This window comes from Streptomyces auratus (assembly GCF_050433025.1).
GTDB classification, from domain to species: domain Bacteria; phylum Actinomycetota; class Actinomycetes; order Streptomycetales; family Streptomycetaceae; genus Streptomyces; species Streptomyces sioyaensis.
On sequence record NZ_JBNGCB010000001.1, the window covers coordinates 749,692 to 762,070 of the forward strand.

Consider the following 12,379-nt stretch of genomic DNA (forward strand, 5'->3'; position numbering starts at 1 on the left):
CGCCCCGTCCCCTCACCCGCACCCTTCGGAAGGGCCGTGATGACCTCCCCCTCGCCCGGCCGGACGCTGCCGGAGACCGAGCGCACCCGGCATCGTCGGCTGCGTGAGCAGGGCAGCCTCGACCGGGCCGCACTCGATGCCGTGCTGGCCGCCGGCTTTCTGTGCCACCTCGGTGTGCTCGTGGACGGCTCACCGATGGTGGTGCCCACCGTCTATGGCGCGGACGGCAGCACGCTGTACTTCCACGGGTCGGTCGCAAGCCGCAGCCTGATCGCCTCGCCCGGCGCGAGCGTCTGTGTCACCGTGACGCATGTCGACGGGCTGGTGCTGGCCCGCTCGGTGTTCGAGCACGGCGTCAACTACCGCAGCGCGATGGTGTTCGGCACTCCCCGCCAGGTCACCGACCCGGAGGAGAAGCTCGCCGGTCTGCGCTGTCTGACCGAACAGGCGGCGCCGGGCCAGTGGGACTACGCCCGGCGCCCGAGCCGCAAGGAACTCGCCGCCACCGCCCTGCTCGCCCTCCCCCTCGACGAGGCAGCCGTGAAGATCCGGACGGGTCCGCCGGACGACGGGGACGGTGCGGACGCCGAACTCGGCCTGTGGGCCGGTGTACTTCCCCTGCACACCGCCTGGGGCTCCCTCGAACCGGACCCTGCGCTCCCCGCGGACCTCGCCCCTCCCGCGCATCTCGCCGACCGTGCCGCGTCCCCGGCCGGCCGCCCCGGACCGGGCGCCGCTGTCTGATGTCTGACCCGCCCGTCCGTGTCAGGGCGGGACTTTGCGGACACGGCCTGGGGGCGTCTCTCCGATCTCCGTTCGCCTGCGACGCCTGGCACCGCAGGCTGATCCACGGAGATCGAAGAGACACCCCCTAGCGTGGAGGAATGGACGAGACCGGGGCGGCGCAGACACCGCCGGGCAGCGATGAGGAGGCCTTCCCGGCCTATCACGCGGCGCGGTGCGACGGGCTCGCCGAGCTCGACGCGCAGTTGATCGGGTGCCGGGCCTGTCCCCGGCTGGTGGAATGGCGGGAGCGGACCGGCGCGCACCCGCGTGCGGCGTTCCGGGACTGGGAGTACTGGGCGCGCCCCGTACCGGGGTTCGGGCCGCCGGACGCGGCACTGGCCGTCGTCGGGCTGGCGCCGGCCGCGCACGGCGGCAACCGCACCGGCCGGATGTTCACCGGGGACGCCTCCGGCGACTTCCTGTACAGGGCGCTGCATGCGGTCGGCCTCGCGTCCCAGCCGACCGCGACGCACCGGGGCGACGGCCTGGAACTGTACGGGGTACGGGTCACCGCGCCGGTCCACTGCGCTCCGCCGGAGAACAAGCCGACGCCCACCGAGCGCCGCACCTGCCGGCCGTGGTTGTCGGCGGAGCTGGAACTCCTCAGCCCCCACCTGCGGACGGTCGTGGCGCTGGGCGCCTTCGGCTGGCAGGCGCTGCTGCCCGTGCTCGGCGAGGCGGGGTGGCCGCTCCCCCGGCCCCGGCCCGCGTTCGGTCACGGCGTCCAACTGACCCTGCCGGCCGCAGCCCACCGGCGGGAACTGCAGGTCCTCGGGAGCTACCACCCCAGCCAGCGCAATACGTTCACCGGTCGGCTCACCTTCGACATGCTCGTCGAGCTGCTGGCGCGCGCCGCCGAGCTCGCGGGGCTGGGACATCCGGGCGGCTGAAAGCACCTGGCCCGGGGCACCGTGGGGCCACCGGCTGACGAGGGTGGTGCGCGCCCGCTCGGGTCCCCGGCCCCGGCCCGTCACCGGGCGCCGTACACCGGTCCCGGCTCCTCGGCGGCGGCCAGCAGCCGGCGGGCGGCCCCGCCCGCCTCGGCCGGGGTCCAGCGGCTCCCCTTGTCCGCGGTGGGGCCGGGACGCCAGCCCTCCATCACCGTGATCCGGCCCGCCTCGGCCTCGAAGACCCGGCCGCTGACCCCGGCGCTGTCGGCGGAGGACAGCCAGACCACCAGCGGGGAGACGTTCTCCGGGGCCATCGCGTCGAACTCCCCGTCGGCCGGCGCCGCCATCGTCGCGGCGAAGGTCCGCTCGGTCATCCGGGTGCGGGCGGCCGGCGCGATGGCGTTGATCTGGACGCCGTAGCGGGCCATTTCGGCGGCGGCGACGAGGGTGAGGCCGATGATGCCGGCCTTGGCGGCGGAGTAGTTGCCCTGTCCGACGCTGCCGAGCAGCCCGGCGCCCGAAGTGGTGTTGATGACGCGGGCGTCGGGAGTGCGGCCGGACTTGGCCGCGGCCCGCCAGTGGGCCGCGGCGTGCCGCAGCGGGAGGAAGTGGCCCTTGAGGTGGACGCGGATGACGGCGTCCCAGTCGTCCTCGTCGAGGTTGACGAGCATCCGGTCGCGCAGGAATCCGGCGTTGTTGACGAGGGTATCGAGCCGGCCGAAGCTGTCCAGGGCGGTGGCGACGAGGGAGGCGGCGCCTTCGGTGGTGGTGATGTCGCCGCTGTGGGCGACGGCTTGGCCGCCGTGTGCGCGGATCTCGTCGGCGACCTGCTGGGCCGGGCCGGCCGAGGCGCCGGCGCCGTCGGCAGCCACCCCGAGGTCGTTCACCACGACCTCGGCTCCCTCGGCGGCGAGGGCCAGCGCATGGGCCCGGCCGAGGCCCCGGCCGGCTCCCGTGACGGCGGCGACCCGTCCGGCGCAGATTCCGGTCATGTCAATTCTCCTTGGGGGCTTCGGGATCGGCGATCGACGGGGTCTCGGCAGCGGCTTCACGGAAGGCGGTGGAGTGGTTGGCGGTGGGGTCGTTGGCGGTGGGGTCGTGGAACGTGGGCTGGTTGACGGTGGCGGCGTCCAGGAAGGCGGGGCGCTCGCCGCCGCCGTGGACGAGCAGGCTGGCGCCGGTGACGTACGCCGCGCGGTCGGAGGCGAGGAACACGCAGGCGTCGCCGATCTCGGCGGGTTCGGCGAGCCGGCCGGCCGGGACGGTGGCGCCGACGGCGGCGATGCCCGCCTCGTCTCCGTAGTGCAGGGCGGAGAGTTCGGTGCGCACCATGCCGAGGACGAGGGTGTTGACGCGGACCAGAGGAGCCCATTCGACGGCCATGGAGCGGGCGAGGTTCTCCAGGCCCGCCTTGGCCGCGCCGTAGGCGGCGGTGCCGGGCGACGGGCGGGTGCCGCTGACGCTGCCGATCATGAGGACCGAACCGCCGGCCGGCTGCTGCCGCATCACCTCGTAGGCGGCGAGCGAGGCGGTCAGCGGCGCGAGGAGGTTGAGGGCGACCACCCGGGCGTGCCGGTCGGCGCCGGTCTGTCCGAGCAGCCGGTACGGCGTGCCGCCGGCGTTGTTCACCAGGCAGTCCAGCCGGCCGTGCGTCGCCGCGAGCCGATCGAAGAATGCCCGTACGGCGTCGGGTTCGCGCAGGTCGAGAGGGTGGAAACGGGCGCTGCGGCCGGCCGCGGCGACGGGGCGCTCCGGCGGCCGGCGGGCGCAGATCACCACCTCGGCGCCGGCCCGCAGGAAGGCGCGGGCGATGCCGGCGCCGACGCCCCGGGTGCCGCCGGTGACCACGGCGAGCTGTCCGGACAGATCGAGGGTCAGGCTCACACGGCACCCCTCCCGCAGCGCGCGGTCCGCTGCTAACTTCGCTACCTAACAAACGCTTGGTGGAAAGGTAGCTGATCCGCTCATGGGTGTCTCCACCTCCAGGCCGGACCACGGCATCGCCCTGGTCACCGTCGACTTCCCGCCGGTCAACGCCCTTCCCGTACAGGGCTGGTACGACCTCGCCGACGCCGTACGGGCCGCCGGGCACGACCCGGACCTGCGCTGCGTCGTGCTCGCCGCCGAAGGCCGCGGCTTCAACGCCGGTGTCGACATCAAGGAGTTGCAGCGCGACACCGCCGCCGGCGGTCATGACGCCCTGATCGGTGTCAACCGCGGCTGCGCCGAGGCGTTTTCGGCGGTCTACGCGTGCGAGGTGCCGGTCGTCGCGGCGGTGCACGGCTTCTGTCTGGGCGGCGGCATCGGGCTGGCCGGGAACGCGGATGCGATCGTGGCCAGCGAGGACGCCACCTTCGGCCTGCCCGAGCTGGACCGCGGTGCGCTCGGCGCGGCCACCCATCTGGCCCGGCTGGTCCCCCAGCATCTGATGCGCGCGCTCTACTACACCTCGCGCACCGCCACCGCCGCCGAACTCCAGGCGCACGGCTCGGTGTGGAAGGTCGTCCCGCGCGCCGGACTGCGCCGCGCCGCACTGGATCTGGCGCGGGAGATCGCCCGGAAGGACGGCGCTCTCCTCCGGTTGGCCAAGGCCGCGATCAACGGTATCGATCCCGTGGACGTCCACCGCAGTTACCGCTTCGAGCAGGGCTTCACCTTCGAGGCGAACCTCAGCGGTGTCGCCGACCGCGTCCGCGACACCTTCGGCGCACCGGCCGGCTCAACGGCCGGCTCAACGATGAAGGAAGACTGACCGTGACCGACAAGACCATGACGCCCGAGGACGTGGTCTCCCGGCTGCGCAGCGGGATGACCCTCGGCATCGGCGGCTGGGGTGCGCGCCGCAAGCCGATGGCGCTGGTACGGGCGCTGCTGCGCTCCGACATCACCGATCTGACCGTGATCTCGTACGGCGGTCCCGATGTCGGGCTGCTCGCCGCCGCGGGCCGGATCCGCACGCTGGTCGCGGCGTTCGTGACCCTCGACTCGATCCCCCTGGAGCCGCACTTCCGCGCGGCGCGCCAGCGTGGCGCGTTCGAGCTGCGGGAGATCGACGAGGCGATGTTCCTGTGGGGCCTGACCGCCGCCGCCCACCGGCTGCCGTTCCTCCCCGTACGGGCCGGTCTCGGCTCGGACGTCATGCGGGTCAACCCGGGCCTGCGGACGGTGACCTCGCCGTACGAGGACGGGGAGACCTTCGTCGCCGCGCCGGCGCTGCGGATGGACGCGGCGCTGGTCCATCTCAACCGTGCCGACCGGCGGGGAAACGGCCAGTACCTGGGCCCCGACCCGTACTTCGACGATCTGTTCTGCGCGGCCGCGGAGGAGGCCTATGTCTCCTGCGAGCGGCTCGTGGACGACTTCGGCACGGCCCTCCCGCAGACGCTGCTGGTCCCGCGGCACGACGTGTCCGGAGTCGTCGAGACCCCGAACGGGGCGCACTTCACCTCCTGCGTCCCCGATCACGGCCGCGACGAGGCCTTCCAGAAGATGTACGCGACCACGCCCTGGCCGCGGTTCGCCGAGCGGTTCCTGTCCGGGGACGAGAAGGCGTATCAGTCGGCGGTCCAGACCTGGCACGAGGAGCAGCAGTGAGCCCGACCAGCACGGCCACCCGCGCCGAGTACTGCGTGATCGCCTGTGCCGAGGCCTGGCGCGACAACGGGGAGGTGCTCGCCAGCCCGATGGGCCTGATCCCGTCGCTCGGCGCCCGGCTCGCCCGGCGTACCTTCTCCCCCGATCTGCTGCTGACCGACGGGGAGGCGCTGCTCGTGGGCCCGGACGGTACCGCGGAGGGCTGGCTGCCCTACCGCCGGCATCTGGCCATGGTGACCGGCGGGAAGCGGCACGTGATGATGGGCGCGAGCCAGCTCGACCGTTTCGGCAACCAGAACATCTCCTGCATCGGCGACTGGCACCGGCCCGCCCGCCAGCTCCTCGGCGTCCGCGGCGCGCCCGTCAACACCCTCAACAATCCGGTGAGTTACTGGGTGCCGAAGCATTCGGCGCGGGTCTTCGTCGAGCGGGTCGACATGATCTGCGGGGTCGGCTACGACAGCGCGAGCGCCGCCGGCCCGTCCGCGACCCGCTATCACCGCATCCCGCGGGTCGTCTCCCACCTCGGGGTCTTCGACTTCGCGACCCCGGACCACACCATGCGGCTGGTCTCCGTGCACCCGGGAGTGACGGCCGGACAGGTCCAGGAGGCCACCGGCTTCCCGCTCGCGCGGCCCGACGAGGTGCCGTACACCCGCGAGCCCACCGCCGAGGAGCTCCGGCTGATCCGTACGGAGCTCGATCCGGAGCGGCTGCGGGAGCGCGAGGTGCCGTCGGCATGACGGACGACCGGATCGAGCCCCGGGCCGAGACCCGGATCGAGACCGCGCTGACCCGGCTCGTCGGGGTGCGTCATCCCCTCGTGCAGACCGGCATGGGGTGGGTGGCCGGGCCCCGGCTGGTGGCGGCCGCGGCCGAGTCGGGTGCCCTGGGAATCCTGGCCTCGGCCACCATGACCGTCGGGCAACTGCGGGCGGCGGTCCGCGAGGTCGCGTCCCGTACCCGGGCGCCCTTCGGGGTCAATCTGCGGGCGGACGCGGCCGATGCGGGTGAGCGGGTGCGGATCATCGTGGAGGAGGGGGTACGGGTCGCCTCGTTCGCCCTGGCTCCCTCCCGTGAGCTGATCGCCCGGCTCAAGGACGCGGGCGTCGTCGTCATCCCCTCGGTCGGGGCCCGCCGTCATGCCGAGAAGGTCGCGGCCTGGGGCGCGGACGCGGTCATCGTGCAGGGCGGCGAGGGCGGCGGGCACACCGGGAGCGTCGCCACGAGCGTGCTGCTGCCGCAGGTGGTGGACGCGGTGGGCATCCCGGTGATCGCCGCGGGCGGCTTCTTCGACGGCCGGGGACTGGTCGCGGCGCTGGCCTACGGAGCGGCCGGGATCGCCATGGGAACCCGCTTCCTGCTGACGTCGGACAGCACCGTGCCACCGGCCGTACAGGCCCGCTATCTGGCGGCCGCCGTCAGTGACATCACGGTCACCACGAAGGTGGACGGGCTGCCGCACCGGATGCTGCGCAGCGAGCTGGTCGAGGCGCTGGAGCGCTCCGGGCGCACCGCCGCGCTGTTGCACGCGGTGCGCCGCGCCGCCTCGTTCCGGAAGCTGTCCGGTCTGAGCTGGGCGCAGCTGATCCGGGACGGTCTGGCGATGAAGCACGGCCGGGACCTGACCTGGAGCCAGGTCCTGCTCGCGGCCAACACCCCGATGCTGCTGCGGGCGTCGATGGTCGAGGGCCGTACCGACCTCGGGGTGATGGCCTCCGGACAGGTCGCGGGGGTGATCGGGGATCTGCCGTCCTGCGCGGAACTCGTCGACCGGATCATGGCGGAGGCGCGCGCGACGCTGGCCGTCCTGCCGGGCCGGGAGCAGACATGACGTTGCGTCAGAGTCGTTCGATGATGGTGACGTTGGCCTGACCGCCGCCCTCGCACATGGTCTGCAGCCCGAACCGGCCGCCGGTGCGCTCCAGTTCGTGCAGCAGCGTCGTCATCAGCCGGACACCGGTCGCGCCGAGCGGATGGCCCAGGGCGATGGCACCGCCGTTGACGTTGACCCGCTCCGGGTCGGCGCCGGTCTCCTTCAGCCAGGCCAGGACGACGGGTGCGAAGGCCTCGTTGATCTCGACCAGATCGATGTCGTCGATCGACATGCCCGCCTTCTTCAGCGCGTACGCGGTCGCCGGGATCGGTGCGGACAGCATCCGGATCGGGTCCTCGCCGCGCACCGACAGATGGTGGATGCGGGCCCGCGGGCTCAGACCGTGCTCGGCCACTGCCCGCCCGGAGGCGAGGAGCAGGGCGGCCGCGCCGTCGGAGACCTGGGAGGAGACCGCCGCGGTCAGCCGGCCGCCCGGGACGACCGGCGGCAGGGCGGCCATCTTCTCCAGGGAGGTGTGACGGCGCGGTCCCTCGTCGGCGGTGACCTCCCCGTAGGCGACGGTCTCCCGGTCGAAACGGCCTTCGTCGAGGGCGCGGACGGCGCGCTGGTGTGAGCGCAGCGCGAACTCCTCCATGTCCGCGCGGGAGAGGCGCCACTTCTCGGCGATGAGTTCGGCGCCGTGGAACTGGTCGACGGGCGCGTCCCCGTAGCGGGCCCGCCAGCCCGTGGAGCCGGCGAACGGGCCGTCGGTCAGCCCCAGCGGTTCGGCGGCTCGCCGGCTCGCGAAGGCGATCGGGATCTGTGACATGTTCTGCACCCCGCCCGCGACGACCAGGTCCTGGGTGCCGGCGAGCACGGCCTGGGCCGCGAAGTGCACGGCCTGCTGGGAGGAGCCGCACTGGCGGTCGACGGTGACGCCGGGCACGTGCTCGGGCAGCCCGGCGGCCAGCCAGCACGTACGGGCGATGTCGCCGGCCTGCGGTCCCACCGCGTCCAGACAGCCGAAGACGACGTCCTCGACGGCGGCCGGATCGGCGCCGCTGCGCGCCATCAGCGCGGTCAGCACATGGGCGCCCAGATCGGCGGGGTGGACGGCCGACAGACCGCCGCCCCGCTTCCCGACCGGGGTACGGACCGCTTCGACGACAAAGGCCTCGGACATGGTGGTCTCCTGGTTCAGATTCTGCGGAGCCGGCGGCCGGCCGCGCAAGGCACGGCCGGCCGGCGCTCCCCGTCTCAGGCGCGCTGGGAGCTGACGGACACCGTTTCCCCGGTCAGGTACGAGGCGTAGTCGCAGGCCAGGAAGACGATGACATTGGCGACCTCCCAGGGCTCGGCGTAGCGGCCGAAGGCCTCCCGCTCGGTGAGCTCCGCCAGCAACTCGGGGGTGGTCACCTTCACCAGATGCGGGTGCATGGCGAGGCTGGGCGCGACCGCGTTGACGCGGACGCCGTATGCGGCGGCTTCCACGGCGGCGCAGCGGGTCAGCGCCATCACGCCGGCCTTGGCCGCGGCGTAGTGGGCCTGGCCGCGCTGGGCGCGCCAGCCGACGACGGAGGCGTTGTTGACGATCACGCCGCCGCGACCGGCCGCCTTCATCCGGCGCAGGGCGCCCCGGGTGCAGCGGAAGGTGCCGTTCAAGGTGGTGTCGAGGACCGCGGCCCACTGCTCGTCGGTCATCTCGACGAGGTCGGCGGTGCCCCCGAGCCCGGCGTTGTTGACCACGATGTCGAGGCGGCCGTGGCGCTCCTCGGCCAGTGTCAGCAGGGCGCCCACCTGGTCCTCGTCGGTGACGTCGCACGGCAGGGACGCCACCTGGCCGGCGCCGAACTCCGCGGCGAGCGCCGCGGTGCTCTCCGTCAGACGGCGCGCATGGCTGTCGCCGATGACGATCCGGGCGCCCTCTTCCAGGAAGCGGCGGGCGGTGGCGCCGCCGATGCCGGCGCCGGCGGCCGCGGTGATGACGGCGGTCCGGCCGTCGAGCAGCCGGTGGCCGGGCACATAGGGGGGCGAGGTCATGCGCGGGCCTCCTGGGACGGGCCGGGTGCGGGCCCGGCGCGGGCGTGCCGCCGGCGCTCGGGGAGCCGACGGGGCGGCCCTCGGCGCGGGAGCGCGGCGGCGGGGGCCTCGACGCTGTTCCTGACGGTACGTTAATCTACCAAACACTTGTTAGGGAAGGAGTGTGGATGCCCGCTGCCCGAGACGACGAGGCCCTGCCCGGCGAACGGCACGCACCACGCACCGTCCGGTCGCTCCACAGGCCGGACGGCCGCACCGGACGGCGACCGTCCGGCCGACCGGCGGCGGCGTGATGGACCTCGAATTCACCGCCGCGGAGCGGGAGTTCCGGACCGAGGCGCGGAACTGGCTGGCCGGCCATGTCCCCACCACGCCGCTGCCGTCGCTGGAGACCGCCGAGGGGTTCGCCGCCCACCGGGAGTGGGAGCGCCGGCTCTCCGCGGGCCGCTGGTCGGTCGTCTCCTGGCCCGAGGAACACGGCGGCCGCGGTGCCTCGCTCCTCCAGTGGCTGATCTTCGAGGAGGAGTACTACGCGGCCGGCGCACCGGGACGGGTCAGCCAGAACGGCATCCACCTCCTCGCCCCGACGCTCTTCGCGCACGGCACCGACGAGCAACGCGCCCGCATCCTCGGCCCCATGGCCCGCGGCGAGGTCATCTGGGCCCAGGCCTGGTCGGAGCCGGAGGCCGGGTCGGATCTGGCATCGCTGCGCTCGACCGCCGTACGGACCGCCGGCGGCTGGCGCTTGAGCGGGCAGAAGACCTGGTCATCCCGGGCCGCCTTCGCCGACCGCGCCTTCGGGCTGTTCCGCAGCGATCCGCACACCGCCCGCCCGCACCAGGGCCTGACCTATCTGATGTTCCCGCTGGACGCCCCGGGCGTGACGGTACGCCCGATCGGCCGGCTGGACGGCAAGCCCGCCTTCGCCGAACTCTTCCTCGACCAGGTCTTCGTGCCCGACGCGGATGTCATCGGCGAGCCGGGGCAGGGCTGGCGGGTCGCGATGAGCACCGCGGGCAACGAGCGCGGCCTGACGCTGCGCAGTCCGGGGCGCTTCTCCGCGGCCGCGGAGCGGCTGGCCGCGCTGTGGCGCGAGGCCCCCGAGGCGGTTTCGGGGCCGCTCACCGACCGGGTCGCCGATGCGGTGATCGGCGCCCGCGCCTACCAGCTGTTCGCCTACGCCCACGCCTCCCGGCTCGCCGCCGGGGAAGGCCACACCCCCATCCGTACCGAGCCGGGAGCGGGCGACCTCGGCGCCGCGTCGAGCCTGACCAAGGTCTTCTGGTCCGAGCTGGACATCGCCCTGCACGAGACCGCCCTGGACCTGCTCGGCCCGTCCGGCGCGCTCACCGAGGGCGCCGGGGAGGCGCCCGCACACGGGCTGTGGGCCGAGGGCTACACCTTCGCCCTCGCCGGGCCGATCTACGCCGGCACCAATGAGATCCAGCGCGACATCATCGCCGAGCGGCTGCTCGGCCTGCCGAAGGGACGCCGGTGATGCGGTTCCTCCTGAGCGATGAGCAGCGGGAGTTCGCCCGGTCGCTGGACGGCATGCTGCGGGCGTCCGGCACCCCGGCCGTGGCGCGGGCCTGGGCGGCCGGGGAGCACGGGCCGGGCCGCGACCTGTGGACGCGGATCGCCGAGGCGGGGGTGTTCGGCCTCGCGGTGTCCGCGCGGCACGGCGGGATGGGGCAGCTGCCCGCCGAACTCGCCGTCGCCTTCCATGAGTTGGGGCGTCATGCCGTACCGGGGCCACTGGTGGAGACGGTGGCGGCGGCCGCGTTCCTGGAGCGCCTCGGTGCCGGCGCCGCGGCCGGGGAGTGGCTGCCGCGGATCGCCGCGGGCGAGGCCGTGGTCAGCCTGTGTGCCGGGGACCCGTACGCCCTGGACGCGGATGCCGCCGACGCCGTCCTGGTCGTCCAGGGCGACACGGTGCGCCGTGCGGACGGCCATGGCCCCCTGCAGGCGTCCCTCGATCCGGCCCGGCGGCTGTTCCGTCCGCTCGGCGGGGCGGTGCTCGCCCGTGGCCCGGCGGTGGCCGCGGCCGCCGCACACGCCCTCGACCTCGCGCGGCTCACCACCGCCGCCCAGTCCCTCGGCCTGGGCCGCGCGCTGCTGGCGGCGACGGTCTCCCACGTCACGCGGCGCACCCAGTTCCAGGTGCCGATCGGCTCCTTCCAGGCGGTCAAGCACCGGCTGGCCGACGCCCTCATCGGGCTGGAGTTCGCCCAGCCGCTGGTCCACGGGGCGGCGCTGGCACTGGCGGCGGGCGCGCCGTCGGCCGGCCGGGAGGTGGCTGCGGCGAAGGTCGCGGCGGGCGAGGCCGGTTACGCGGCGGCGCGGACGGCGCTGCAGTTGCACGGCGCCCTCGGGTATACGCAGGAGCTCGACCTCTCGCTGTGGATCCGCAAGGCCCGCCCGCTGCGGGACGCCTGGGGCACGCCGGCCGACTGCCGCCGGCGGGTGCTGGCCGCCTGACCGGCCCGGCGCCTCGGGCCCCCGGCCGCCGCACCGCGGCCGGGCGGCTACCGGCGGCGGCGGTCCCGCTCGTCCAGATCGGCGAGCATGGCGTCGGCCAGATCCCGCTCCGCGGCGTAGTACCGCTGCGACCACTTCAGGACGAGGGAGGGGTAGGCCCAGGCCTCCTCGGCGCGGGCGCCGTCCACCTCGGCACGCTGCCGCATGGATTCCGCGTACTCCCGGTGCCGGCCCAGCACTTCACGCATCCGGTCGGCCTCCAGCAGATGGCCGAGCCACAGCCGCAGCATCACCCCGTGCTTGAGGACGGGAGGTTCCACGGGCGCCTCGCGCGCCCAGTGACGGACCGCCGCCATCCCCTCATCGGTGATCACATAGACCCGTTTGTCGCGGTCGCCGGTCTCCTGGGCGACCCTGCGCGCACTGACGTAGCCGGCCTTCTCCAGGCGCTTCAGCTCGCCGTATATCTGGCTGAAGGACGGGCTCCAGTAGAAGAAGCGCAGCGACCGGTCCGACCATTTCTTGAGGTCGTAGCCGGACAACTCGTCACCGAAGGAGAGCAGTCCCAGCACCGCCCAGCCGGTCGCCGGCAGCGCCGGTCGCTGCGCCTCGCCGGTGTTCACCGCACGCGCCTGCTTCTCCGTCACGGGCGGCAGTCTACGGTTCCGGGCCCGTCCCGCACCTGGGGCAACTTCGCCAACTCCCCTTCCCTCGCGTACGCCTGACCGGCCCTCGGCGCCCGCGACCGCGTCCCGGGCGCCGGGCGCCGGCATCT

14 protein-coding genes are annotated in these 12,379 nt (G+C 74.0%); 9 read left to right on the forward strand and 5 right to left on the reverse strand.

The window, feature by feature from the left end:
* Nucleotides 1-39: 39 nt before the first annotated feature.
* Together BKA18_RS02990 and BKA18_RS02995 are read left to right on the forward strand one after the other, a co-directional pair.
* Nucleotides 40-744, forward strand: a complete 705-nt coding sequence (locus BKA18_RS02990) for a pyridoxamine 5'-phosphate oxidase family protein (RefSeq protein ID WP_366045977.1) — start codon at nt 40-42, stop codon at nt 742-744.
* Nucleotides 745-884: 140 nt separating this feature from the next.
* Nucleotides 885-1,676: a uracil-DNA glycosylase gene (locus BKA18_RS02995; RefSeq protein WP_366045978.1), complete on the forward strand. Its 792-nt coding sequence runs from the start codon at nt 885-887 to the stop codon at nt 1,674-1,676.
* Between the two features lie 80 nt (nt 1,677-1,756).
* Here the strand turns inward: BKA18_RS02995 and BKA18_RS03000 are convergent, their stop codons facing one another.
* Complete coding sequence (locus tag BKA18_RS03000) at nt 1,757-2,668, reverse strand: SDR family oxidoreductase (RefSeq protein ID WP_366045979.1); 912 nt, start codon at nt 2,666-2,668, stop codon at nt 1,757-1,759.
* Between the two features lies 1 nt (nt 2,669).
* Nucleotides 2,670-3,560, reverse strand: coding sequence for an SDR family oxidoreductase (locus BKA18_RS03005; protein ID WP_366045980.1), 891 nt, complete (start codon nt 3,558-3,560; stop codon nt 2,670-2,672).
* An 82-nt stretch (nt 3,561-3,642) separates the two neighbouring features.
* Here BKA18_RS03005 and BKA18_RS03010 point away from each other — a divergent pair, with 82 nt between their 5' ends.
* From BKA18_RS03010 to BKA18_RS03025, 4 genes are read left to right on the forward strand one after another with little or no spacing between them, the layout of a single operon-like run.
* Nucleotides 3,643-4,428, forward strand: coding sequence for an enoyl-CoA hydratase family protein (locus tag BKA18_RS03010; protein ID WP_366045981.1), 786 nt, complete (start codon nt 3,643-3,645; stop codon nt 4,426-4,428).
* 2 nt (nt 4,429-4,430) lie between these two features.
* Nucleotides 4,431-5,270, forward strand: coding sequence for a CoA transferase subunit A (locus tag BKA18_RS03015; RefSeq protein ID WP_366045982.1), 840 nt, complete (start codon nt 4,431-4,433; stop codon nt 5,268-5,270).
* On the forward strand, nt 5,267-6,013 hold the full coding sequence (locus tag BKA18_RS03020; protein WP_366045983.1) for a CoA-transferase subunit beta: 747 nt from the start codon (nt 5,267-5,269) through the stop codon (nt 6,011-6,013). The genes BKA18_RS03015 and BKA18_RS03020 overlap by 4 nt, the downstream gene beginning before the upstream one ends.
* Entirely contained in the window at nt 6,010-7,104 is a 1,095-nt protein-coding gene (locus tag BKA18_RS03025; protein ID WP_366045984.1) for an NAD(P)H-dependent flavin oxidoreductase, read from the forward strand. The genes BKA18_RS03020 and BKA18_RS03025 overlap by 4 nt, the downstream gene beginning before the upstream one ends.
* Before the next feature lie 7 nt (nt 7,105-7,111).
* Here BKA18_RS03025 and BKA18_RS03030 read toward each other — a convergent pair whose 3' ends face one another.
* Together BKA18_RS03030 and BKA18_RS03035 are read right to left on the reverse strand one after the other, a co-directional pair.
* The gene (locus BKA18_RS03030) at nt 7,112-8,269 is read right to left on the reverse strand and encodes an acetyl-CoA C-acetyltransferase (protein WP_366045985.1); all 1,158 of its coding nucleotides are present in this window, start codon (nt 8,267-8,269) and stop codon (nt 7,112-7,114) included.
* A 74-nt stretch (nt 8,270-8,343) separates the two neighbouring features.
* On the reverse strand, nt 8,344-9,126 hold the full coding sequence (locus tag BKA18_RS03035; protein WP_366045986.1) for an SDR family oxidoreductase: 783 nt from the start codon (nt 9,124-9,126) through the stop codon (nt 8,344-8,346).
* A 167-nt stretch (nt 9,127-9,293) separates the two neighbouring features.
* Between BKA18_RS03035 and BKA18_RS03040 the strand changes: the two genes are divergently transcribed.
* The 3 genes from BKA18_RS03040 to BKA18_RS03050 are packed head-to-tail and all read left to right on the forward strand — an operon-like array spanning nt 9,294 to nt 11,604.
* Nucleotides 9,294-9,419 carry a hypothetical protein gene (locus tag BKA18_RS03040; protein ID WP_366045987.1) on the forward strand — a complete coding sequence of 42 codons (126 nt, stop codon included), beginning with the start codon at nt 9,294-9,296 and terminating at the stop codon, nt 9,417-9,419.
* Nucleotides 9,419-10,624 (forward strand): acyl-CoA dehydrogenase family protein, encoded by a 1,206-nt coding sequence (locus BKA18_RS03045; RefSeq protein WP_366045988.1) that lies wholly within the window; start codon nt 9,419-9,421, stop codon nt 10,622-10,624. The genes BKA18_RS03040 and BKA18_RS03045 overlap by 1 nt, the downstream gene beginning before the upstream one ends.
* Nucleotides 10,624-11,604, forward strand: a complete 981-nt coding sequence (locus BKA18_RS03050; RefSeq protein WP_366045989.1) for an acyl-CoA dehydrogenase family protein — start codon at nt 10,624-10,626, stop codon at nt 11,602-11,604. The genes BKA18_RS03045 and BKA18_RS03050 overlap by 1 nt, the downstream gene beginning before the upstream one ends.
* Nucleotides 11,605-11,651: 47 nt before the next feature.
* Here the strand turns inward: BKA18_RS03050 and BKA18_RS03055 are convergent, their stop codons facing one another.
* Nucleotides 11,652-12,251 carry a PadR family transcriptional regulator gene (locus BKA18_RS03055; RefSeq protein ID WP_106430541.1) on the reverse strand — a complete coding sequence of 200 codons (600 nt, stop codon included), beginning with the start codon at nt 12,249-12,251 and terminating at the stop codon, nt 11,652-11,654.
* Nucleotides 12,252-12,379 lie beyond the last annotated feature (128 nt).